Source organism: Sinorhizobium fredii USDA 205 (assembly GCF_001461695.1).
GTDB lineage: Bacteria > Pseudomonadota > Alphaproteobacteria > Rhizobiales > Rhizobiaceae > Sinorhizobium > Sinorhizobium fredii.
Genome location: NZ_AUTC01000168.1, coordinates 13,186 through 36,621, shown reverse-complemented (window position 1 = coordinate 36,621; position 23,436 = coordinate 13,186). Strand labels below are relative to the sequence as shown.

The 23,436-nt window shown below is 63.4% G+C and carries 24 protein-coding genes and 1 pseudogene; 17 read left to right on the top strand and 8 right to left on the bottom strand.

What is annotated here, in order from left to right:
• The first annotated feature begins 292 nt into the window (after positions 1 to 292).
• The 6 genes and pseudogenes from N181_RS24750 (at position 293) to deoA (ending at position 6,511) form a co-directional block, all read left to right on the top strand.
• Complete coding sequence (locus tag N181_RS24750; RefSeq protein WP_014330490.1) at positions 293 to 1,828, top strand: ABC transporter ATP-binding protein; 1,536 nt, start codon at positions 293 to 295, stop codon at positions 1,826 to 1,828.
• Positions 1,825 to 2,958 carry an ABC transporter permease gene (locus N181_RS24745; RefSeq protein WP_014330491.1) on the top strand — a complete coding sequence of 378 codons (1,134 nt, stop codon included), beginning with the start codon at positions 1,825 to 1,827 and terminating at the stop codon, positions 2,956 to 2,958. Before N181_RS24750 ends, N181_RS24745 begins: the two co-directional genes overlap by 4 nt.
• Positions 2,959 to 2,962: 4 nt before the next feature.
• Positions 2,963 to 3,933, top strand: a pseudogene (locus N181_RS24740) (ABC transporter permease).
• Positions 3,934 to 3,975: 42 nt separating this feature from the next.
• Positions 3,976 to 4,395, top strand: a complete 420-nt coding sequence (locus N181_RS24735) for a cytidine deaminase (RefSeq protein WP_080577653.1) — start codon at positions 3,976 to 3,978, stop codon at positions 4,393 to 4,395.
• Positions 4,392 to 5,189, top strand: coding sequence for a purine-nucleoside phosphorylase (locus N181_RS24730; RefSeq protein WP_037398371.1), 798 nt, complete (start codon positions 4,392 to 4,394; stop codon positions 5,187 to 5,189). The genes N181_RS24735 and N181_RS24730 overlap by 4 nt, the downstream gene beginning before the upstream one ends.
• 11 nt (positions 5,190 to 5,200) lie before the next feature.
• On the top strand, positions 5,201 to 6,511 hold the full coding sequence (deoA, locus tag N181_RS24725) for a thymidine phosphorylase (protein ID WP_060563961.1): 1,311 nt from the start codon (positions 5,201 to 5,203) through the stop codon (positions 6,509 to 6,511).
• Here deoA and N181_RS24720 read toward each other — a convergent pair.
• From N181_RS24720 to N181_RS24690, 7 genes are all read right to left on the bottom strand, one after another.
• Entirely contained in the window at positions 6,504 to 7,028 is a 525-nt protein-coding gene (locus tag N181_RS24720) for a retropepsin-like aspartic protease family protein (protein WP_037398365.1), read from the bottom strand. The two genes, deoA and N181_RS24720, sit on opposite strands and share 8 nt — an antisense overlap.
• A 123-nt stretch (positions 7,029 to 7,151) precedes the next feature.
• Complete coding sequence (gene upp, locus N181_RS24715) at positions 7,152 to 7,781, bottom strand: uracil phosphoribosyltransferase (RefSeq protein WP_037398363.1); 630 nt, start codon at positions 7,779 to 7,781, stop codon at positions 7,152 to 7,154.
• A gap of 98 nt (positions 7,782 to 7,879) precedes the next feature.
• Complete coding sequence (locus N181_RS24710) at positions 7,880 to 8,854, bottom strand: adenosine deaminase (protein ID WP_037398360.1); 975 nt, start codon at positions 8,852 to 8,854, stop codon at positions 7,880 to 7,882.
• The gene (locus N181_RS24705; RefSeq protein ID WP_037398358.1) at positions 8,851 to 10,071 is read right to left on the bottom strand and encodes a phosphopentomutase; all 1,221 of its coding nucleotides are present in this window, start codon (positions 10,069 to 10,071) and stop codon (positions 8,851 to 8,853) included. Before N181_RS24705 ends, N181_RS24710 begins: the two co-directional genes overlap by 4 nt.
• Positions 10,072 to 10,296: 225 nt before the next feature.
• Positions 10,297 to 10,863, bottom strand: coding sequence for a TadE/TadG family type IV pilus assembly protein (locus tag N181_RS24700; protein WP_037398382.1), 567 nt, complete (start codon positions 10,861 to 10,863; stop codon positions 10,297 to 10,299).
• A gap of 25 nt (positions 10,864 to 10,888) precedes the next feature.
• Positions 10,889 to 11,494 carry a TadE/TadG family type IV pilus assembly protein gene (locus N181_RS24695; protein ID WP_060563958.1) on the bottom strand — a complete coding sequence of 202 codons (606 nt, stop codon included), beginning with the start codon at positions 11,492 to 11,494 and terminating at the stop codon, positions 10,889 to 10,891.
• Between the two features lie 154 nt (positions 11,495 to 11,648).
• Positions 11,649 to 12,074: a pilus assembly protein N-terminal domain-containing protein gene (locus N181_RS24690; protein WP_037398346.1), complete on the bottom strand. Its 426-nt coding sequence runs from the start codon at positions 12,072 to 12,074 to the stop codon at positions 11,649 to 11,651.
• A gap of 252 nt (positions 12,075 to 12,326) precedes the next feature.
• On the opposite strand from N181_RS24690, the gene N181_RS24685 reads away from it, so the two are divergent.
• From N181_RS24685 to N181_RS24635, 11 genes are all read left to right on the top strand, one after another.
• On the top strand, positions 12,327 to 12,509 hold the full coding sequence (locus tag N181_RS24685; protein ID WP_014330503.1) for a Flp family type IVb pilin: 183 nt from the start codon (positions 12,327 to 12,329) through the stop codon (positions 12,507 to 12,509).
• Positions 12,510 to 12,638: 129 nt separating this feature from the next.
• Positions 12,639 to 13,151 carry an A24 family peptidase gene (locus tag N181_RS24680; protein ID WP_037398343.1) on the top strand — a complete coding sequence of 171 codons (513 nt, stop codon included), beginning with the start codon at positions 12,639 to 12,641 and terminating at the stop codon, positions 13,149 to 13,151.
• Positions 13,152 to 13,275: 124 nt separating this feature from the next.
• Positions 13,276 to 14,091: a Flp pilus assembly protein CpaB gene (cpaB, locus tag N181_RS24675; RefSeq protein ID WP_037398340.1), complete on the top strand. Its 816-nt coding sequence runs from the start codon at positions 13,276 to 13,278 to the stop codon at positions 14,089 to 14,091.
• Positions 14,092 to 14,181: 90 nt separating this feature from the next.
• Complete coding sequence (locus N181_RS24670) at positions 14,182 to 15,645, top strand: type II and III secretion system protein family protein (RefSeq protein WP_234885958.1); 1,464 nt, start codon at positions 14,182 to 14,184, stop codon at positions 15,643 to 15,645.
• Between the two features lie 56 nt (positions 15,646 to 15,701).
• Positions 15,702 to 16,355, top strand: coding sequence for a CpaD family pilus assembly protein (locus N181_RS24665; RefSeq protein ID WP_037398334.1), 654 nt, complete (start codon positions 15,702 to 15,704; stop codon positions 16,353 to 16,355).
• Positions 16,356 to 16,392: 37 nt separating this feature from the next.
• Positions 16,393 to 17,676 (top strand): CpaE/TadZ family protein, encoded by a 1,284-nt coding sequence (locus N181_RS24660; protein WP_037398331.1) that lies wholly within the window; start codon positions 16,393 to 16,395, stop codon positions 17,674 to 17,676.
• A gap of 78 nt (positions 17,677 to 17,754) precedes the next feature.
• Positions 17,755 to 19,221: a TadA family conjugal transfer-associated ATPase gene (locus N181_RS24655; protein ID WP_037398328.1), complete on the top strand. Its 1,467-nt coding sequence runs from the start codon at positions 17,755 to 17,757 to the stop codon at positions 19,219 to 19,221.
• Between the two features lie 211 nt (positions 19,222 to 19,432).
• On the top strand, positions 19,433 to 20,443 hold the full coding sequence (locus N181_RS24650; RefSeq protein WP_037398325.1) for a type II secretion system F family protein: 1,011 nt from the start codon (positions 19,433 to 19,435) through the stop codon (positions 20,441 to 20,443).
• Between the two features lie 12 nt (positions 20,444 to 20,455).
• A complete protein-coding gene (locus tag N181_RS24645) occupies positions 20,456 to 21,439 on the top strand; it encodes a type II secretion system F family protein (RefSeq protein ID WP_014330511.1) in 984 nt (327 codons plus the stop codon).
• A gap of 189 nt (positions 21,440 to 21,628) precedes the next feature.
• Positions 21,629 to 21,871, top strand: a complete 243-nt coding sequence (locus tag N181_RS24640) for a type II toxin-antitoxin system VapB family antitoxin (protein WP_014330512.1) — start codon at positions 21,629 to 21,631, stop codon at positions 21,869 to 21,871.
• Positions 21,871 to 22,299: a type II toxin-antitoxin system VapC family toxin gene (locus N181_RS24635; RefSeq protein WP_014330513.1), complete on the top strand. Its 429-nt coding sequence runs from the start codon at positions 21,871 to 21,873 to the stop codon at positions 22,297 to 22,299. The genes N181_RS24640 and N181_RS24635 overlap by 1 nt, the downstream gene beginning before the upstream one ends.
• 237 nt (positions 22,300 to 22,536) lie before the next feature.
• On the opposite strand, the gene N181_RS24630 is transcribed toward N181_RS24635, so the two are convergent.
• A complete protein-coding gene (locus N181_RS24630) occupies positions 22,537 to 23,358 on the bottom strand; it encodes a tetratricopeptide repeat protein (protein WP_014330514.1) in 822 nt (273 codons plus the stop codon).
• Between the last annotated feature and the right edge of the window lie 78 nt (positions 23,359 to 23,436).

The following is a 23,436-nucleotide window of genomic DNA, read 5'->3' as shown; positions in this document are numbered from 1 at the left end:
CCCCAGGCGTCGCAGACGTTGTGTGAATCCGATAGCCCTTGTGGGGAGGGGTTGGGGAGGGGTCTTGCTCTTCGCGGCGCTCGCTCCCGGCAAACGTCGGCGTGGTCCCTCCATCCACCTGTGTATATTCATGCTGGACTCTCATCGGCGATCCGATGAGAGTATAAGGAGATCGCGATTTGAGGCTTTCGCGCCGGAAAATCGATGATAAACTTATACCAATTGGTAAAAAAATGTCGGCACGGTCTTGGGGCAGGGACCGAAGCGGGCAAATAGGGGATCGCAGGCCAATATGGACAATATTGCCATCGAATTGCGCGGGATCGACAAGAGCTTCGGTCTGGTCCACGCCAACAAGGACATCAATCTCAAGGTTCGCAAAGGCACGATACACGGCATCATCGGTGAAAATGGCGCCGGTAAATCGACGCTGATGTCGATCCTCTACGGCTTCTACCAGGCCGACAGCGGCGAGATCTTCGTCGACGGCAAGCCGGTCTCCATTCGCGATCCGAACACGGCGATCTCCGTCGGCATCGGCATGGTCCACCAGCATTTCATGCTGGTCGAAAATTTCACCGTGCTCGAAAACGTCATGCTGGGCGCGGAAGACAGCCAGATCCTCAACAAGGGCATCGCCAAGGCGCGCCAGGAACTGAAACGGCTCGAAAAGGAATACGCCCTCGAGGTCAATCCCGATGCGCTGATCGAGGAGCTGCCGGTCGGTCTCCAGCAGCGGGTGGAAATCTTGAAAGCCCTCTATCGCCGGGCCGATATCCTCATCCTCGACGAGCCGACCGGCGTACTGACGCCGGCCGAGGCCGACCATCTCTTCCGCATTCTCGGCCAGCTAAAGGCGCAGGGGAAGACGATCATCCTGATCACCCACAAGCTGCGCGAGATCATGGCGATCACCGACGAGGTTTCCGTGATGCGCCGCGGCGAGATGGTTGCGACCCGCACGACGCGCGAGACCTCGGTCGAGGAGCTTGCCGAGCTGATGGTCGGCCGCCGCGTACTGCTGCGTGTCGAGAAGGGCGAGGCGAGCCCAGGCGACGTGAAGCTTGCCGTGCAGGGGCTGACGGTCAAGGACAGCCGCGGCGTGACGATGGTCGACGACGTCTCCTTCGAGGTTCGGGCCGGCGAGATCGTCGGCATTGCCGGTGTCGCCGGCAACGGCCAGTCGGAACTGCTGGAGGCGATCGCCGGCATCCGCAAGGCGACCTCCGGAGACGTGCTTTTGAACGGCAAGTCCGTCGATGTGACGGGCCATAGGGATCCCGCCGAGCTCAGGGCTCGCGGGCTGGCGCACGTCCCGGAAGACAGGCATCACGTCGGTCTCGTCCTCAAATTCGAGGAAAGCGAGAATGCCATTCTCGGATACCACAACGACCCGCGCTATCTGAAAGGCGTCTTTCTCGACATCGACGCGATCCGCAGGGATGCCGAGGAGAAGATCGCCAAATACGACATCCGCCCGCCGAATGCGCGGCTGAAGACCGCTAATTTCTCCGGCGGCAACCAGCAGAAGATCGTCCTAGCCCGCGAGATGGAGCGCAGTCCGGATGTGCTGATCATCGGCCAGCCGACCCGCGGCGTCGACGTCGGCGCGATCGAGTTCATCCACAAGCGGATCATCGAGATGCGCGACCAGGGCAAGGCCGTGCTGCTGGTCTCCGTCGAGCTCGACGAGATCCGCTCGCTTTCCGACCGCATCCTCGTGATGTTCGCCGGCCGCGTCGTCGGCGAGCGCAACCCGGAGGCGACCGAGGGCGAACTCGGTCTCCTGATGGCCGGCGTCGAAGGCCGCAAGGAGGCCGCAGAATGAGCACACCTTACGCGAAGCTTCCGGGCTGGGTCGAATATGGCCTCGTCCCGCTGGTCAACCTTGCCGTTGCCTTCCTTGTCGCCGGTCTCGTCGTGCTGCTCGTCGGCGAGAATCCGTTCGAGGCGGCTTACCACCTGATCAACGGCGCCTTCGGTCGCGGCGAGTATATCGGCTTCACGCTCTACTACGCGACGACCTTCATCTTCACCGGCCTTGCCGTCGCCGTCGCCTTCCATGCCGGGCTGTTCAACATCGGCGGCGAGGGACAGGCCTATGTCGGCGGCATCGGCGTGGCGCTCGCCTGCCTGTGGCTCGACCAAGTGATGCCCTGGTACGTGGTCTTCCCGCTCGCCATTCTCGGCTCGGCCTTCTTCGGCGCGCTCTGGGCCTTCCTGCCCGGCTGGCTGCAGGCGAAGCGCGGCAGCCACATCGTCATCACCACCATCATGTTCAACTTCATCGCCTCGAGCCTGATGGTCTACCTGTTGACGCGCGTCCTGAAGCCGCTCGGATCGATGGCGCCGCAGACGCGGACCTTTGCGGAGGGTGGCCAGTTGCCGAAGCTCGACTGGCTCTTGTCGATCTTCGGCCTCAATGTCGGCACGGCGCCCTTCAACATCTCCTTCCTGCTGGCGCTCGCCGCCGCCTTCGGCGTCTGGCTGCTGATCTGGCGCACCAAGCTCGGCTACGAGATGCGCACCATGGGCCATAGCCCCTCGGCGGCGCGCTATGCCGGCATTCGCGAGAGCCGCATCACCGTCATCGCCATGATGATCTCCGGAGGTCTTGCCGGGATGATGGCGCTGAACCCGATCATGGGCGAGCAGTTCCGCATGCAACTCGATTTCGTGCAGGGCGCCGGCTTCGTCGGCATCGCCGTCGCGCTGATGGGCCGTTCGCATCCGGGCGGCATTATCCCCGCGGCGATCCTCTTCGGCGTCCTCTACCAGGGCGGCGCCGAGATCGCCTTCGAGATGCCGTCGATCTCGCGCGACATGATCGTCATCATCCAGGGCCTCGTCATCCTCTTTGCCGGCGCACTCGAAAACATGTTCCGGCCGGCGATAACCCGCGCCTTCGCGGTGCGTGGCCAGCGTGCGGCCGCCGTCGTCCAGACCAAGGGAGCCTGAAGCCATGGATTTCTTCCACGTCCTCGTGGTGCTCCTCGAATCGACAATCCGCGTCTCCGTGCCGCTGGTCTTCGCCGCGCTTGCCGGGCTTTTCACCGAGCGGGCCGGCGTTTTCGACATCGGCCTCGAGGGTAAGATGCTCGGCGCCGCCTTCGCGGCCGGTGCCGTCGCCGCCGTCACCCAGTCGGTCTGGATGGGCCTCCTCGCCGCTATTCTCATCTCTATCGTGTTGTCGCTGGTGCATGGCTATGCCTCGATCACCCAACGCGGCAATCAGATCGTCTCGGGTGTGGCGATCAATTTCATCGTCGCCGGCTCGACGGTGATTCTCGGCGAAGCCTGGTTCCGCCAGGGTGGCCGCACGCCGGCGCTCGGCGAAGGCGCCAGATTCCAGACGATCAACCTTCCCGGCGCCGACGCGATCCGCGACGTACCGATCCTCGGGCCGATCTACTCGGATCTCCTCTCCGGCCATTTCCTGCTCACCTACCTCGCCTTTGCCATGGTGCCGGCAACCTGGTGGATCCTCTACCGCACCCGGTTCGGACTCCGGCTCCGGGCGGTCGGTGAAAACCCTGGCGCGGTCGACACGGCCGGCATCTCGGTGATCTGGCTCAGGTATCGTGCGGTCATTTGCTGCGGCATTCTGTGTGGTTTTGCCGGCGCCTATCTGTCGCTGGCGATGACCGCCGGTTTCGTCAAAGGCATGACGGCAGGCAAGGGCTATATCGCGCTCGCGGCGCTGATCTTCGCCAAATGGCGACCGAAGAACGTCATGTTCGCCTGCCTGCTCTTCGGCTTCCTCGATGCGCTCGCCATCCGCCTGCAGGGCACGCCCTTGCCGTTCGTCGGCCAGGTGCCGGTACAATTGATGCAGGCGCTGCCCTATATCCTCACCGTCATCTGCTCGCCGGCTTCATCGGCAAGGCCATCCCGCCCAAGGCCGGCGGCGTACCTTATGTGAAGGAGCGCTAATGCATGTCGCCCAAAAGTGCGCAGCGGTTTTGGGATAACGACATGCACAACAATAAGGACAGACCTATGCCGAAGAACGAACTCTTCGTCGCGGCGCGTGAAGCCATGGCAAAGGCGCATGCCCCCTATTCGAAGTTTCCGGTGGGGGCGGCGATCCGCGCCGAGGATGGCAACATCTACACGGGCGCCAACATCGAGAACCTGTCCTTTCCGGAAGGCTGGTGCGCCGAGACGACGGCGATCAGCCACATGGTGATGGCCGGGCAACGCAAGATCATGGAGGTGGCCGTCATCGCCGAGAAGCTGGCGCTTTGCCCTCCCTGCGGCGGCTGCCGGCAGCGGCTGGCGGAATTCTCCGGCGCCAGCACCCGCATCTATCTCTGCGACGAGACGGGCATCAAGAAAAGCCTGGCGCTCTCCGACCTGCTGCCGCACAGCTTCGAGACCGAGATTCTTGGATGACCGACGCAGCTGAATTCCTGGGCGACAAACTCGGCGGGCTATCGCCGCGATACGGCATCGTGCTCGGCTCCGGGCTCGGCTCGCTCGTCGAGGCGGTGACGGAGCCGGTCCGCATTTCCTATGCGGACATACCGGGCTTCCCGGTCAGCAGCGTTTCCGGCCACGCGGGCGAGCTCGTCCTCGGCCGGCTCGGCAATGTTCCCGTCGTCATGCTTTCCGGCCGGGTCCACTACTACGAGCGCGGCGATGCCAATGCGATGCGCGTGCCGATCGAAACGCTGAAGCGGATCGGCGTCGAAAACCTGATCCTCACGAATTCGGCCGGATCGCTGCGCGAGGACATGCCGCCCGGCTCGGTGATGCGGATCGCCGATCACATCGCCTTTTCCGGCGCCAATCCGCTGATCGGCGTCGAAAGCGACGATCGCTTCGTCGGCATGACCAATGCCTATGACGCGGCGCTTGCCGTCGGGATGGAGGAGGCCGCCGAGCGACTCGGCATCCCGCTGGCGCGTGGCGTCTATATGTGGTTCTCCGGCCCGAGCTTCGAAACGCCCGCGGAAATCCGCATGGCCCGCATCCTGGGTGCGGATGCGGTCGGCATGTCCACCGTGCCCGAGGTCATTCTCGCCCGGTTCTTCGGTTTGAGGGTGGCGGCCGCCTCGGTCATCACCAATTTCGGCGCTGGCATGACCGGAGGGGAACTCAGCCATCAAGAGACGAAGGAGATGGCGCCGTTCGGCGGCCAGCGGCTGGCAGCGATCCTCAAAGACATGATCGCGACAGAAGCCTGAGCCCATCGACAATGCTCCCACAGGAAGTAATCCGGAAGAAGAGAAACGGCGGCCGGCTCGAGGTGGCGGAGATCGCCGCTTTCATCGAAGGCATAACCGACGCTTCGATCTCGGAAGGGCAGGTTGCCGCCTTCGCCATGGCCGTTTGGTTCACGGGCATGAGCCGCGACGAATGCGTGGCGCTGACGCTGGCGATGCGCGATTCCGGCGAAACGCTCGACTGGAGCGCGCTCGGGCGGCCAATCGTCGACAAGCATTCGACCGGCGGTGTCGGCGACAATGTCTCGCTGATGCTGGCACCGATCGTGGCCGCCTGCGGCGCCGCCGTGCCGATGATCTCGGGCCGGGGGCTCGGCCATACCGGCGGCACGCTCGACAAGCTCGAGTCCATTCCGGGTTACAATATCCAGCCCTCCCCAGCGCTCTTCCATAAGGTGATCGACGAGGTCGGTTGCGCCATCATCGGCCAGACCGCCAATCTGGCGCCGGCCGACAAGCGCCTCTATGCGATCCGCGACGTGACGGCGACGGTCGATTCAGTGCCGCTGATCACCGCGTCGATCCTCTCGAAGAAGCTCGCGGCCGGGCTTCAGTCGCTGGTGCTGGACGTCAAGCTCGGCAACGGGTCCTTCCTGACCGACCCCTCGGAAACCGAAATCCTCGCGCGATCACTCGTTGACGTCGCCAACGGGGCGGGGGTGCGCACCTCGGCGCTGATCACCGACATGAACGAGCCGCTGGCGGACGCGGCCGGCAACGTGCTCGAAATCGAGAACTGTCTTGCCTATCTGCGCGGCGAGAAGGCGGGGACGCGGCTCGATCGGGTGGTGATGGCCTTCGCGGCGGAAATGCTCGTCGCAGCGGGCGTGGTGGCGGACGAGGTGCAAGCCGAGGCGCTGGCAGGGAACGCTCTTGCGAGCGGTGCCGCGATGGAGCGCTTCGGCCGCATGGTGCATCTGCTTGGTGGACCGGCGGATTTCGTCGACCGGCCGGATGCTTATCTCGACAAGGCGCCGGTCGTGCTGCCTGTGCCTGCCAATCGCGACGGCTATCTGAGTGCCTGCGAGACCCGCGAACTGGGGATGGCTGTCATTGCGCTCGGTGGCGGGCGTATCCGCCCGGATGAGAGCATCGACCATCGCGTCGGACTCGCGGACCTGAGGCCACTCGGAACGCAAGTGCAAGAGGGCGAACCAATCGCTTTCGTGCATGCCGCCGATCGGCAGCGGGCCGAAATGGTAAGAGGCAGGGTCCCGGCGCTCTATGCGATCGCCGACGAGCGGCCTGTGCCACGCCCCGTCGTCGTTTCAAGAATCACCTGACGAGGTGGAGCGCGCCGTCCTCGACCCGATAGGACGATAGCCGGCTCAGGAAGGACATGCCGACGAGCATGCCCGAAAGTGCCTTGTCGGGCAGCACCATGGCCTCGACGTTCCGGAGTGTAATGCCGCCGATCTCGACCCGGTCGAGGCTGATATGGGCCGCCTCGACGATGCCGTTGGCGGTTTGCGCTCGCGTATCGAAGGACAGGCTGCCGACGGCGATGCCGAACCGCCGGGCTGCAGACGCGTTGATGGCGATCGTGCTCGCACCGGTGTCGACCAGCCCACTTTCCGACCGCCCGTTGATCCGGAACGTTCCGGTGAAATGGCCGGAGCGATCGGCTTCGAGCACCACGGCCTTGCCCGCCGCGTAGCTGGCGGTTGTCGGCGTGGGGCTCGCGGCGGCTTGCTGCGACGATTTGGTGTCGGGGCGATCGAGATAGCTGGAGACGAGGTCCGGCACGACGAGGGCAATGGCGGCGAGTCCGCCGGCAAAGGCAATGAGACGTGTCAACATTCTTGGCTCCGGGGATCGGCTGGCGCGTTCGCCGATCTGACCAGAAGATTGCTAATACCGCGCAAAAAAGCCGCCGGAAAACCGGCGGCGCCTCATTTGCTTCGTCAATTGGTTAAGAAAGACCTATTTGGTGCCGTACATGCGATCGCCCGCGTCGCCGAGACCGGGCACGATATAGCCCTTCTCGTTCAGATGGCTGTCGATCGCGGCGGTGAAGATCGGCACGTCCGGATGCGCTCCGTTGAAGTTGCGGATGCCTTCCGGTGCGGCAAGCAGGCAGAGGAAGCGGATGTTCCTGGCGCCGCGCTCCTTCAGTTTTTCGACCGCTGCAATCGAGGAATTGCCGGTCGCAAGCATCGGGTCGACGACGATGACGAGCCGTTCGTTGAGGTTCTCCGGCGCCTTGAAGTAATATTCGACCGGCTGCAGCGTCTCGTGGTCGCGATAGACGCCGATATGCGCGACGCGGGCCGAGGGGACGAGCTCGAGCATGCCCTCCAGCAGGCCGTTGCCGGCGCGCAGGATCGAGGCGAAGACGAGCTTCTTGCCCTCGAGAACGGGAGAGTCCGTCTCCTGCAACGGCGTTTCGATCCGCTCCATGGTGAGTTCCAGATCGCGCGTCACCTCGTAGCAGAGCAGCGTCGAGATCTCCCGCAGCAGCCGGCGGAAGCCTGCGGTCGAAGTCTCCTTCTTGCGCATGATGGTCAGCTTGTGCTGCACCAGCGGATGATCGATCACTGTCACGCCGTCCATGGCTTCACCTTCCCCGAGATCTTGGCATATCCGCCCTCTTTTCCATGGAAAGATCGGAGGCCGCAAGGGCATTGGCGTGCTTCCGATGATTATCGCGACTACATATGCAGCGCCGCCAGCAGTTCCTGTCTGGTGGGCTCGTCGACGAAGGCGGCTTCGATCGCGGTTTTCGTCATCCGGTCGATTTCGCCGTCTCCAAAGCCCATCACATGCGAGGCGATCTCGTATTCCTGCGCGAGCGAGGTATGGAAGAAGGGCGGATCGTCGGAGTTGAGCGTCACGCGGACGCCGGCCTCGTAAAGCGGCCTGAGCGGGTGCGAGGCGAAATCCGGAAACACCTGGAGCGAAATGTTGGAACCCGGGCAGACCTCGAGCACTACGCCCTCGTCGGCAAGGCGCTTGACCAGATCCGCGTCCTCGATCGCCCGCACGCCATGACTGATGCGCGACGGGCGCACATGGTCGAGCGCGTCGCGGACGCTGAAGGCGCCGGAAAGCTCGCCGGCGTGGATGGTCAGCCCGAGGCCGGCGTCGCGGACGATGTCGAAGGCGCGGGCGAACTCGGAGACGCTGTGCATCCGCTCCTCGCCCGCCAGGTTGAAGCCGGTCACCAACGGATGGCGGCGCATGGCCGCATATTCGGCGGTCTTGGCGACCGATTCCGGCCCGAGATGGCGGATGCCGGTGATCAGCATACGCGATTCGATCCCGGTTTTCGCCTTGGCCGCCTCCATGCCCGCAGCAAGCCCCTCGAGATAGGCGTCGGCACCGAGACCGATTGTGTTGCCGTGGTCCGGCGAGACGATGATCTCGCTGTAGATCGTCCCGGCCTCGGCGAGCTCGGTCAGGTAGGTCTCGGCAAGCAGCGCATAGTCGCCCTCGGTGCGGAACAGCGAGGCGACGCTGTCGTAGCATTTCACGAAGCTGGTGAAATCCTCCCAGACGTAGGCCTTGTCGCCGATGATGGCGCTCGTGTCGACGCCGTATTTGCGGGCCTGCCGCAGCGCCAGTTCCGGCGACGTGGCGCCTTCGATGTGGCAATGCAGCTCGGCTTTCTTCAGATGCGCGGTCAAATGAGGCTTCTCCCATGTGGGCCCGGCGCGATGCCGAGATGTCGGGCAGCTGTCTCGCCGATATGGGTGAAACTGTTGGCTATGCCGAAGGACCGGCTCCTGAGCGACGGACCGAACATCAAGACCGGCACGCGCTCGCGCGTATGGTCGGTGCCACGCCAGGTGGGGTCGCAGCCGTGGTCGGCGGTCAGGATGACCATGTCTCCGGGCCGGAGCCGCCGGTCGAGATCGGGGAGCCGCGCATCGAAGGCTTCGAGCGCCGCCGCATAGCCCGGCACGTCGCGGCGGTGGCCGTAGAGCATGTCGAAATCGACGAAATTGGTGAAGACGAGGTCGCCCTCCTCCGCCTCCTCGACCGCCGTAAGACTCGCGTCGAAGAGCTCCATGTTGCCGTTCGCCTTGGTGAGCCTGGTCACGCCCTGGTGCGCGAAGATGTCGCCGATCTTGCCGATCGCGTGCACCGTTCGTCCGGCCTCCTCGAGCCGGTCGAGGATCGTCGGCTCCGGCGGCAGGACGGAATAGTCGCGGCGGTGGCCGGTGCGGGTGAAATTGCCCGGATTGTCGCCGACGAACGGCCGGGCGATGACGCGGCCGATATTGTAATCGTCGACGAGCCGGCGGACGACCTGGCAGAGTTCCAGCAGCCGCTCGAGCCCGAAGGTCTGCTCATGCGCCGCGATCTGGAAGACCGAATCGGACGAGGTGTAGCAGATCGGCTTGCCGCTCCGCATGTGCTCTTCGCCGTGACGCGCGATGATGTCGGTGCCGGAGGCATGGCAATTGCCGAGAATGCCCGGAATGTCGCCGTCGCGGCAGATCGCCTCGATGAGTTCCGGCGGAAAGGCATCGCCCTCGGAGGGGAAATAGCCCCAGTCGAACCGCACCGGCGTGCCGGCGATCTCCCAGTGGCCGGACGGCGTGTCCTTGCCACGCGAAACCTCGCTGGCCGCACCGTAGACGCCGTAGACGCGCTCCGGCAGCGGCATGCCGGCAGGAACCCGTCCGGTTGCCAGTCGCGCCGCATGGACGAGCCCGAGCGCCGACATGTTGGGGAGTTGCAGCGGCCCTTCGCGCAAACCGGCGCGGTCGCCGGCGCCGGACGCGCAGAATTCGGCGATGTGGCCGAGCGTGTCGGCGCCGAGATCGCCGAATGCCTCGGCGTCGGGCGCCCCGCCGATGCCGAAGGAATCGAGGACGAAGAGAAAGACACGCGCCATGGAACACCCGCCGAACCGGAGCGCGGCTGCGGTCCGGTTGCTATTGAACAGTGCGGGAGCGATCCCGCGCAATCTCGCAGGAATAGCGCGGCGCCAAATTCAATGCAATTGAGCGGATCTAAGCGCGTCGCATTCAGATGTATTCACGCGGCGCGCTTTGGGTTCTTGTTTTTATGCATGTCGTTGTTCCAGAACCGCTTCGCACTTTGCGACATGCATTGGTCCTCAGCAGCCCGTGCAATCGATCTTCGTGCCAGAGCGCTGGCGATAATAGGAGGTCTTGGAGAGGTCGATTGCGTTGACGCTGCTCGAAAGGTCCGGCGAAAGGAGCAGCAGTTCGTGCGGGAGGACGAGTTCGGTGCGCACGATGAAGGCGTTTATCGCCTCGAGTTCGGAGGGCACCGTGGTCGTGGAATTGGCCGGGTAGGGCGTGCCGCCGTCCTGGTCGCGCGACCACAGCACCGTGCCGGTCGTGGTGCCGGTGACCTGGATGCCGGTGATCTTCAGCGTGTAGTCCGTGCCGGCGTAGGGGGCCAGGATGCTTTCCGCGACGTTGTTCAGGCCATCCAGGAAGTCCGTATCGACGCTCGGCTCCTGGCTGACGAGGTCGGCGACGGCACTCGAGGCACGGGCGACCTTGCGCAGCACGTTCAAGCCGACGGAAAGCTCGAAAGCGCCGATATAGGCCATGATCAAGATCGGTGCGACGATGGCGAACTCCACGCCGCCGACGCCGCGACGGTCCCGCGACAGGCGCGACAAGGGTCCGAACGCACGCCGGACAAGGGTCATTCCATCCGAGCGCCCCATGGTATCCTCAATAGTCCTCGTTGCGGAACGTTGCGGTCGCGACCATCAGATAGTCGCGCGGCATGCTGCTGCCGGCCGGCCGGAGATTGGTGACATACGGGCGCACAAGATCGGTGATCACCTGCCACCGGTAATAGGCGCGCACCATGGTGAACTCCTTGCCGGCCCCCGGCGCGAACTGAAAGCCGCTCGTGTCCAGATCCGAGGCGTCGGTCGGCCCGACCCGCGGCACCGCCGCCGGAAACTGCGACGGATCGGCGACTTGGCGGACATCGAGATAGAGCTTTTCCGGCGTGGTCACCTCGGTCGCGGAGCAGGTCAACAGGATGGCGATCTCGTCGCAGAAGGCCTGGCGGAACTCTGCTTCACTCACGTTCTTCGTGATCTCGCCGGTGCGGATCTTGCGCGCCAGGGTGTCGGTCGCATTGGCGAGCAGCTGCTCGCCGGCGAAGGCGACGAATGTCTCGATCGAGGCAAAGACGACGATAAAGAATGGCAAAGCGAGGATGGCGAACTCGATCGCCGTCGCGCCCCTCCTATCTCCGAGCAGGCGGCGAAAGAGCTGGCGCGATCCGCGCCGGCTTGCCGGGGATGTTTTCGTGTTTGTCGCCATTGCGCCGTTCCGTCATGTCACGTCGTGAGCGGGATGCGGAAAATGCATGCGATTTCGCCTGCGTCCCGTTTTTGCAATTGGCGCTAGAATAAGCTGAGACTGTTGAAAATTCGTTTTCCAAGACCCGGAGAATTTTAGTGGTCTCGGAAAGATCTCAATTGCTGCCCGACGTCGTGGCCTTGCGTTCGGCGTGACGCTCGCAATTCGGCGAGCAGGAGAAGACGGTGCGCGTCGTCTGCTTGTAAACGCGCAGGGTGTTGCCTTCGTCGATCGACACGAGGATGCGCTCGTCGACGATGGCATTGCCGTCCTGGTCGAGGATGACGAGGTTCGTCGTGCCGAAATTGCGGCCGGTCAGCACGATCGTCTTCGAATCGGCGACGGTCGCGTCCGCGACGTCCGAATTGCCGATAATCACCTTGCTCACCGGCCGGTCGAGTTTCAGCACCCGTGCATGGTCCATATAGACGCGCATCATCTGCTCCGCCGCGTCCGTTCTCCCGGCAGCGAAAAAGCCGAAAAGCGTAGCTGCAAGAAAGGCAAGCGTGGCGACCTGCTTGGTCGCAAGGGGCGTGTTCATGGCGCGTCCTGATGGCGAATGGCTGCCCGCATCTTGGCCTGTTTTGGTGAATGAAAGGTTACATTAGTGGTGCGCAATTTACTGCTTCTCTTCCCGGGACATTTACCCAAGAAAGAGCGATGGCCCGTTTACTTCACGCTAACCGGTTTCCTTAAGCCGATGGCAATTCGCCCCCGATAATTTCAGGGTATCCGATCAACGGCAAACAGTTGGCGGACGTGCTGAACAACAACGTGAAGTAGGAGAAACTCCATGAAGACCATTTTCGCCCGCCTGATGAAGGACGAATCCGGTGCGACGGCCATCGAATACGGCCTGATCGCGGCCCTGATCTCCGTAGCGCTCATCACCGGCGCAACGGCGCTCGGCGACCAGCTCGACCTGCTGTTCACCGGCCTCAAGGACGAGATGAAGACTGCCGCTGACAACATGTAAGCTGTCGCGTGTTTTGTTGAACTGTGGAGAGGGTCGTTTCAGTCTTGAAGCGACCCTTTCTTTACTGCCTGTATCGCGCGGTTGTCGCGCGCGTCTGTTCCTTAGGCGGAATGCGCCTCGGAGAGTGAGATGACCATAGCTGCCGCCTTCGTCGTCTTTCCGTTTTGCCTGGCTTTCGCGGCCATCTCGGATCTGCTGACGATGACGATTCCAAACCGGGTGTCGGCCATCCTGCTCGGCGCATTTTTCGTCATCGCGCCGTTTGCTGGCCTCGGCCTTGGAGAGATCGGGCTCCACGTGGCGGCCGCCGCCCTGGTCTTTGCCGTCTGCTTCTGCCTCTTCGCGGTCAATATCATGGGTGGCGGCGATGCCAAGCTTCTGACCGCCTGCGCCATCTGGTTCGGCCTCGACGCGTCGCTCGTGGCCTTTCTGGTGTATGTCTCGATTTGCGGTGGGGTTTTGACCCTGGCCGTACTTCTCTTGAGGAGACAGGAGAACGCGATCCTGGCGAGCGGCATTCCGGTACCGCGGTTGCTACTGACGGCGAAGAAAATACCCTATGGCATCGCGATCGCGCTCGGCGGCTTTGCCGCTTATGCCTCATCGCCGCTGATGGAAGCCGCTTTCGCGCAACTTTGGTGACCACGGCATAGTTGTGAAATCGCTGATTACTTCTCGTTAACCGCGTTCATAAGCGATCCGTTAACTATAATTACACCAATTCCTGATCAATCTGTCCCCGGGGTATTTCAGGGGCTTAGAGATCATGAAACCGGTGCGCATCATCATTCTGGCGGTGGCCGTGGGTTCCGCGGCAATGGCTGGGCTATTGGCGATGAAGCTCACCCGTGCTCCCGCGCAAAGGACGGCGGAACCGCTCGTCGAGCAGGCGCCGAGTATCAATGTCCTCGTCGCAAGCAAGAGCCTGCCGGTGGGTTCCCGGCTCGGCGGCGATTCGATCCACTGGATGGCCTGGCCGAAAGACGGCGTGGCCGACGGTATGATCACCGAGGAAAACCGTCCCGCGGCAATCGACGATCTATCCGGCGCGGTCGTCCGCCTGCCGCTCTTCGACGGCGAGCCCCTCCGCCAGGAAAAGATCGCCGATCCCTCCAACCGCATCATGTCGTCGCTGCTGCCGGCCGGGAAGCGGGCCGTCGCCACGGAAATCACCGTCGCGACCGGTGCTGGCGGCTTCATCCTGCCCAACGACAGGGTCGACGTCATCATGGTCCGCAAGTCCGACGGCGACGTCTATCTGACCGAAACCGTGCTCAGCAATGTCCGGGTGCTGGCGATCGACCAGCAGGTCGAGGAGAAGGATGACGGCTCGAAATCCGTCATCGGCACCACGGCGACCCTCGAGCTCACGCCCGACCAATCGAAAGTGATGACGGTCGCGCAGCAGATGGCCGAGCGCATTTCGCTGGCGCTACGCAGCGTCGCGGATGCTCAGGAAGCCGATACGGAAGCGGCCGACTACCTTTTGAGCGGCGACGGCCAGCCGAGCATTCAGGTCATCAAATCCGGTTCCATCGTCAAGAACGATGGCACCACCACCACAACGCAGAACCAGCAGTAAGATCGGACGGGGCGCAACGTGAAGCGGAGCGGAAACACATTTCGGACCTGTCTCGCAGCCGGTCTGTCATTCTCACTGACATTCTCCGGCATGATACTGCCTTCGGTCCCGACCGCGGAAGCCGCCGCCTCGTCGGTGGTCCGGATCGTCGAGAGTGGTCCGGGCGTCAAGAAAAAGGTCAATCTCGGCCTCAACAAGGCCGTGGTCGTCGATCTCCCCACAGACGCCCACGATATCCTCGTTGCCGATCCGGCGCTTGCCGATGCCGTCACGCGCACATCGCGCCGCATCTACCTGTTCGGCAAGGCGGTCGGTCAGACGAACATCTTCGTTTTCGGCCCGAACGGCGAGGAGATCGTCAGCCTCGATGTTGCCGTCGAGCGCGATGTGGCCGGCCTCGAAGCCAATCTGCGCCGCTTCATTCCCGACGCGGACATAAATGTCGAGATCGTCTCCGACAACGTGGTTCTGACCGGATCCGTGCGCACCCCGCTTGATTCGACCAAGGCCGTCGACCTTGCCCGCGCCTTCCTGAAGGGCGGCGAGGCGACCACCCGCAACATCACCGCCCAGGGCACCAATGGCGATGCCGACATTTTCGCCGAGGCTCGCCAGACCTCCCAGATCGTCAATCTGCTGACGGTCGAGGGCGAGGATCAGGTGACCCTGAAAGTCACCGTTGCCGAAGTCAGTCGGCAGGTGCTGAAGCAACTCGGCTTCAATGGTCGTGTATCGGATGGCGAGAGTGGTATCAGTTTCCGAAATCCGGCCAATCTCGGCGACGCAATCAGTCTTGGCACCAACGCGATCATAAGAGGCTCGATCGGCGGCACGACGATCTCGAGCTACATCAACGCGATGGAGCAGGCAGGCGTCATGCGTACGCTGGCTGAGCCCAGCCTGACGGCCATCTCGGGCCAGGAGGCGAAGTTCTACGTCGGGGGAGAATTCCGGCTTTCCGGCACGCAGGAAGTTGGCACGGACGAAGCTACGGGTGGAACGACAGTAACGCGCGAAGTGAACGATGTCGAATATGGTATTCGACTGAATTTCAAGCCCGTCGTTCTCGGTCCCGGCCGCATTAGCCTGCAGATCGAAACGGATGTTTCGGAGCCGACCTATGAAGGTTCGGTCGTAACGGGCAACGGCTCGGTGAACGTCCCCGGTAACACCTTCCTCGGCATCCGCCGACGCGAGGCCTCAACGAATGTCGAACTGCCCTCCGGTGGCTCGATCGTCATTGCCGGTCTGGTGCAGGACAACATCCGCCAGGCGATGTCGGGCCTGCCCGGCGCCTCGAAGATACCGATCCTCGGCACGCTGTTCCGCAGCAAGGACTTCCAGCGCAATGAATCGGAACTCGTGATCATCGCGACGCCCTATCTGGTGCGGCCGGTCGCCCGCAGTGCGCTGTCGCGACCGGACGACAATTTCAATCCGGCCAACGATCTCGAAAGCTTCTTCGTCGGCCGCGTCAACCGCATTTACGGACGTCCCGAGGCGGCACTCCCCGTCGGCCGCTATCACGGCAATGTCGGCTTCATCTACAAATAGGTCGGGTCATGCACAACCGAAACGCAGTTCACAAAAGACTTGAAAGGCCGGCCCCGATGTCGCTGACCCGCACCTCCGCCCGGATGGCCGCATTGGCGATCGTCGCCAGCCTGCTCGCAGGCTGCGGCAGCAAGGACAATCTGTCGACCGGCTCGATCCCGGACGACTATCGCGCCCGCCATCCGATCGTCATTGCCGAAGGAGAGCGGGTGATCGACATTCCGGTCGCCTCCGGTGACAGGCGGTTGACCTCTGGCACACGCGACGTCATCCGCGGCTTTGCCACCGAATACCGCAGTGCATCGAGCGGCGTCATTCAGATCATGCTGCCGCGCGGCTCCGCCAACAGCCACGCCGCGCAGATCGTCCGCAAGGAAATCCGTCGACTGCTGGCTTCAACCGGCGTGCCTCCGAAGAGAATGATCGAGACCAGCTACGAAGCGCTTGCGCCGGGCGACGCCGCGCCGATCCGCTTGAGCTATGTCGCGATCACCGCCCAGACCGCGCCCTGCGGTGAGTGGCCGGAGGACCTCACGCTGACGATGGAGAACCGCAATTACTACAATTTCGGCTGCGCTTCGCAGTCCAACCTCGCCGCCCAGATCGCCAATCCGACGGACCTGATCGGCCCGCGCCAGATGTCGCCTGTCGACGCCGAGCAGCGCGGCGCGGTGATCGACGCCTGGCGCGATGCGGCCTCGGACGACTGAGCGACGGTTGGGTGATGCAGGATTTTGAGGGACCAAGATGAGCGCGATTGAATACAGCATCGACCCCGGCGGAGCCGAGTTTGCGGCGGAGGTGTCGCGCCCCGGTGACCTCGATCAGCTTCGGCCTTTGCCGCGCATTTCGATCCATGGCTTCTGCGAGAGCGAGGCAATGCAGCGCCTCATGGAGCGCTGCGGGCAGGACCGCCGCATGGCGAAGGTGAGCCTTCGCATCACCGGCGGCAGCATCGCCGCCGCCGCCAACATGTTCGCGAGCGTCTCGACGCCCAACCTGATCATCCTCGAGACCGCCACGGAGCCGCGCTCCCTGCTTGCGGAACTGGCGCCGCTCGCCGCGGTCTGCGACCCGAGTACCAAGGTCGTCATCATCGGCCGCCACAACGATATCGCGCTCTATCGCGAACTGATCCGCAACGGCATCTCCGAATATATGGTCGCGCCGGTGGCAATGGCGGATCTCCTGGGGGCGATTGCGGCGATCTTTGTCGATCCCGAAGCCGAGCCGGTCGGGCGAAGCCTCGCCTTCATTGGCGCCAAGGGGGGCTGCGGCTCGTCCGTCATCGCCCACAACTGCGCCTGGGGCATTTCCAACCTCTTTTCGACGGAAACCATCCTCGCCGATCTCGATCTGCCCTACGGCACGGCGAATATCGATTTCGACCAGGACCCGCCGCAGGGGATTTCCGAGGCAGTCTCGGCGCCGGACCGGCTGGACGAGGTCTTTCTCGATCGGCTTCTCACCAAGTGCTCCGAGCACCTGTCGCTGCTCGCCGCTCCCTCGATGCTCGACCGCGCCTATGATTTCGAGGCGGGCGCCTTCCAGCCGATCCTCGAAATCCTGCAGCGCAGCGCCCCCGTTTCGGTCCTCGATATTCCGCATGGCTGGTCGGACTGGACCCGTTCGGTCCTCGGCGAGGCCGACGAGGTGGTGATCACCGCCATTCCGGATCTGGCGAGCCTCAGGAACACCAAGAATCTCCTCGACGCCCTGAAGAAGCTTCGGCCGAACGACAGGGCGCCGCATCTGGTCCTCAACCAGGTCGGCATGCCGAAGCGGCCGGAAATCGCCCCCAACGAATTCTGCGAGTCCTTGGAAATCGAGGCTGCCGCGATCATCCCCTTCGATGCCGTGCTCTTCGGAAACGCCGCCAACAGCGGGCGGATGATCGGCGAGATCGACAGGAAATCCCCGGCCGCCGAGACGTTCTCGCAGCTTGCCCATCTCTTGACCGGACGCACGGCGATCAAGAAGGCGCGTAGGGGCGGCCTCGGCAAGGTTCTGGCAAAGCTCGGCAGGCGATAGGCATCGCGCGACGGAAGCGGTTTCGGTGCCCGTCGTGTACAAAAACCGAAGGATCGATGCAGCAAGCGGAATGAAGTGATGTTTGGCAAACGCGGAAATGAAGGTTTTGGCAAGACTGGCGCGCAATCGCCCGTGATGCCACCATCCATGCCGGTCGGGCCGTCGACGGTGATGGAGCGTGCCGCCGCGCCGATTCTCGCCGAACCGGCAGCTGCCGCGCCCCGTCCGCAACCAGCGGCCGCCCCGGCGCGTCGTCGCACGCCGCGGGCGGAGGACTATTACGATACGAAGTCGCAGGTCTTCTCCGCGCTGATCGACACGATCGATCTGTCGCAACTGGCCAAGCTCGATACCGAGAGCGCGCGCGAGGAAATCCGCGACATCGTCAACGACATCATCACCATCAAGAACTTCGCGATGTCGATCGCCGAGCAGGAGGAACTGCTCGACGACATCTGCAACGACGTGCTCGGCTATGGGCCGCTCGAGCCGCTCTTGGCGCGCGACGACATCGCCGACATCATGGTCAATGGTGCCGGCCAGACCTTCATCGAAGTCGGCGGCAAGGTCGAGGAGTCGGACGTCCGCTTTCGCGACAATGCCCAGCTCCTGTCGATCTGCCAGCGCATCGTCAGCCAGGTGGGTCGGCGCGTCGACGAATCGAGCCCCATCTGCGACGCGCGCCTGCCGGACGGCTCGCGCGTCAACGTCATCGCTCCGCCGCTGGCGATCGACGGAACGGCGCTGACGATCCGCAAGTTCAAGAAAGACAAGCTGACGCTGGAGCAGCTCGTGCGCTTCGGCTCGATCACGCCGGCAGGTGCCACTCTGCTGCAGATCATCGGCCGCGTCCGCTGCAACATCGTCATTTCCGGCGGCACCGGCTCCGGCAAGACGACGCTGTTGAACTGCCTGACGCGCTATATCGACATCGACGAGCGGATCATCACCTGCGAAGACTCCGCCGAATTGCAACTGCAGCAGCCGCATGTGGTTCGTCTCGAAACCCGCCCGCCGAACATCGAGGGCGAGGGCCAGATCACCATGCGCGACCTGATCAAGAACTGCCTGCGCATGCGCCCGGAACGCATCATCGTCGGCGAAGTGCGCGGCCCGGAGGTCTTCGACCTGCTGCAGGCGATGAACACCGGCCATGACGGCTCGATGGGCACGATCCACGCCAACACGCCGCGCGAGTGCCTGAGCCGCATGGAATCGATGATCGCCATGGGCGGCTACACGTTGCCGGCCAAGACCGTTCGGGAAATCATCGCCGGCTCCGTCGACGTCATCATCCAGGCCTCGCGTCTGCGCGACGGCTCGCGCCGCATCACCCATGTCACCGAAGTGACCGGCATGGAAGGGGACGTGATCGTCACCCAGGACCTGATGCGCTACGAGATCGACGGCGAGGACGCCAATGGAAGGATCATCGGCCGCCATGTTTCGACCGGTATCGGCCGGCCGCATTTCTGGGACCGCGCCCGCTACTTCAACGAGGACAAGCGGCTCGCCGCCACGCTCGATGCGATGGAAAAGAACTAATGCATGTCGCCCGAAAGTGTGCAGCGGTTTCGGGATGACGACATGCAACAAAAACAAAGACCTAAAGCGCGCCGCGTGAATACGTTTGAACGCGACGCGCTTTAGAGCGGGATGAGGAAAAGTGTGTGCGGTTTTCCGCCCGCATCCCGCTCCAACAAGGAACTCTGCGGCGTTCAGCCCGCGCCGCTGAAGCAAAGGAACAGACCAAGCGATGTTCGGCATAGACATCACCGTTCTGGCACTGGCCGGCCTCGTCGCGATTGCCGCGGCGGCGCTCGCCTACGGTGTGCTCTATTCCCGGATCGAGAACGACAAGAAGGCCGAAGGCCGGCTGCGCCGCGTCAGCGCCGCCGAGACGGACCGAGCCAAGATCAAGGCGGCGCGCGACCGCGTCAACGAAATGTCGAAGCGGCGCAAGTCCGTGCAGGATTCGTTGAAGGAGCTCGAGAAGAAGCAGCAGGAAAAGTCGGCGAATGCCGCCCCGTCCATGAGGAAGCGGCTGGTGCAGGCCAACCTGTCGATCTCCCCGACGCAGTTCTATGTCTTCAGCGCGATCTTCGGCCTGTTCGCACTGATCGTCGTCTTGCTCGCCGGCGCCGGCCTGTGGATTGCCGCCGGCGTCGCACTGATCACCGCGGCGGGTCTGCCGCGCTGGCTGGTCGGGGCGATGGTCAAGCGGCGCTGCAAGAAATTCCTCGACGAGTTTCCGAACGCTCTCGACGTCATGGTCCGCTCGATCAAGTCCGGTCTGCCGCTCAACGACGCCTTGCGGCTGATCGCCAGCGACGGTCAGGATCCGGTGAAGACGGAGTTCCGCCGCGTCGTCGAATCCCAGCAGGTCGGTCTCAACGTGCCGGATGCCTGCGCCCGCATGATCCAGAGCGTCCCGCTGCCCGAGGTCAACTTCTTCGCGATCGTCATCGCCATCCAGGCACAGGCCGGCGGCAACCTGTCCGAAGCGCTCGGCAACCTCTCCAAGGTGCTGCGCGAGCGCAAGAAGATGAAGGCGAAGGTCGGCGCGCTCTCCATGGAGGCCAAGGCCTCGGCCTGCATCATCGGCGCTTTGCCGTTCATCGTGGCGACGCTCGTCTACCTGACATCGCCGGAATACATGATGGTGCTTTTCACCGATCCGCGCGGCCACATCATCATGGGCGCTTCGGCCGTCTGGATGAGCATCGGCATCTGGGTGATGCGCAACATGATCAATTTCGATATCTGAGGCTCTCGCGCAATGGACGGCTGGATAAGGACGCTCACCGATCCGAACATCATCATCGCGGTTCTCGTGTCGATGGCGGTGCTCGCGACCTTCTATTCGCTGGCCGTTCCCTTTTTCGAACGGGGCGACCTCACGAAGCGGATGAAGTCCGTCGCCACCGAACGTGAGCAGATCCGCGCCCGCGAGCGCGCCCGGTTGAACGCCGAAGCCTCGGCCGGCAAGGCAAGTCTCAGGGCACAGCACAATACGTCGGTACGCCAGATCGTCGAGCGGCTTAACCTGCGGCAGGCGCTGGTGGACGACAACACCGTCAACCGGCTGAAGACGGCCGGCTACCGATCGCAGAATGCGTTGAACACCTTCCTCTTCGCCCGGTTCTGCCTGCCGTTCCTGTTTCTGGCCATTGCCGTCGTCTATATTTTCGTCCTGGGCAATTTTGCAGACAAGCCGTTCATGCTGAGAACATGCTTCGCGCTCGGCTTCGCCTATGTCGGTTTCTATGCGCCGAATATCTTCATCGTCAATGCGATATCGAAGCGCCAGCATTCGATCCGCCGCGCCTGGCCCGACGCGCTCGACCTCCTGCTGATCTGCGTCGAATCGGGCGTGTCGATGGAACTTGCGATGCGGCGCGTCGCCGACGAGATCGCCGCCCAGTCTTCGGCGCTGGCGGAGGAGTTGGTGCTGACGACGGCGGAACTCTCCTTCCTCCCCGACCGGCGCATCGCGCTCGAAAACCTCGGCCTGCGCTCCGGTCTCGAGGAGGTCAAGGCCGTGATGCAGGCGCTGATCCAGGCCGACCGCTACGGCACGCCGATCGCCCAGGCTCTCCGCGTTCTTGCACAGGAAAGCCGCGACCAGCGCATGACGGCGGCGGAGAAGAAGGCGGCGGCGCTGCCGCCGAAACTGACGGTGCCGATGATCCTGTTCTTCCTGCCGGTCCTCGTCGCCGTCATCCTTGGGCCGGCGGGGATACAGGTCGCGGACAAGTTCTAGGCGCTCCCGCGACGCCCGAGACGGCGATCGCTTCCGCGAAAACCCGGCTTACCCGTTTGGGCGGTCAAATTCGGACTGCCCCGAGAGAGCGCCCTTGAGGCTGCTGCAAAACGCGGCGCGCATCCGTTGGCATGCTCTTGCTGTGATTTCATATTTTCGATATCGTGATATCTTAATGGAGATATCACCATGCCGCTGTTCATTCGCGACGATGATGTAACCGCGATGGCCGAGAAGCTCGCCAAGCTCACCAAGGTCAGCAAGACCGACGCCGTTCGAGTGGCGCTTCGCCACGAGCTGGAGCGCACCCGGTCGGGCGTGCCACTACGCGAACGGCTTGCCATTATTCACGAAAAGGCGGCTAAGATCGGGCTTCCGAATCCAGGCTTCGACATGAAAGCCTACACCGACGAGATGTGGGGCGACGCCTGATGTTCGTTGATGCCTCGGCGCTCGTCGCCATCATCAATCAGGAGCCTGGGTGGAAGGAGCTGGCGAAGCGATTGTCGGACGTTCAAAACGCCTGCTTCGTCTCCCCGCTCGTGCGCTTTGAGGCCGCCTTGGCCGTGGCCAGAGCGGCCGCTACCGCGGGCGGCGCGTCCGCTAGACCGACGCCCGATATCCTCGCGGTTGCACGTGAGCTCGTCGACAGCCTGGTTGCAGAGCTCGGCGCCGATGAGATCAGCATTTCCGGCCCGATCGGCGAGAAGGCGCTCGATGCTGCGATGACCTACGGGAAAGCCATCGGGCATCCGGCCGATCTGAACTTCGGCGATTGCTTCGCCTATGCCTGCGCAAAGGCATGCGGGGTGGGGCTCATCTACAAGGGGGACGACTTCGCTCGAACCGATCTGGCGTGACGATGATGCGAAGGTCCGGCTAAGGGAAACGCCCGTCAGAAGGCGACTCGTCCGACCTATTTGCGCGCCTCGCCGACGAGATCGCCGCCCTGCGGAGACATGCCTGACTATTCACCAGCCCTACTGCATGTCTCTTTAAAACCATATGCAACCTTCAAGTGCTGATCGAGATGCGGTGTCACGAAAAAGTGAACGCGAGGTGAAGGGGAATGCACTGCGCGGCTTTCTTCGTCCCGCTCAGTTGGTATTCCCCGCGTCCGCCTTGGCGAGCTCGGTCCAGGCGCCCTTTTGCGACAGCATCGAGCGCAGATAGGCGACGTTGGCTTCGGCCTGCTCGGGCGTCAGTTCCTGCCGAGCGATCGTTTCGGCCTCCTGGAAGCGGCCCTGCAGCCCGACGGCAAGGGCGAGGTTCTGACGGACGCTGCTGTCGGCGCCGGGCTGGTCGGCGGCGGAGCGGAGGTAGGTCTCGGCGGTTTTCAGGTCCTTGGTCAGGAGATAGGACATGCCGAGATTGGACAGGATCGTGGGCTCGTTGGGCTGAAGGTCCAGCGCTTCCCGATACCGCAGACGGGCATCGGACGAGCGGCCGAGCTGATCGAGGACGGCGCCCTCCGCCGATTTCAGCTTCCAGTCGGGGCGGTCGGGCGTCTGCGCCCGGCCAATGGTTTGAAGCGCCTGTTCGAGCTGCCCGGCCGCGGCTTGAGCCTTGCCGTAGGCGCCGAGGACCTCGCGGTCCGACGGGTGGTTGATCGCCACCTGTTGCATCACGGCGAGTGCCTGTTCGTTACGCCCGCTCATGCGCAGCAGGTTGGCGTAATTCAGGCCCGCTTCGCGGTTCTTGGGATCGCGCTCATAGGTCTGGCCGATGTTCTCCGCAGCGGCCGCAAGCTCGGTCGCGTTCATCGATTGCACCGGCTTCGACAGCTTCGGGATGGAGCCGGTCGTCAGCTCCTTCTTGCCCTGTTGGCCGGCACAGCCGCCGAGCGCCAGCGCCATCAGCGCGACCGCGACTCCGACTGCGAGGCGATGCATGGAGGAAGAGATGTGTTGCGTTGTCATGAAGTGACGTCCCAGCAGGCAATTGGCACCGGAACTCCCAACATCAGCGGCGCAACTTTCACTCCAGCAATAATCTGT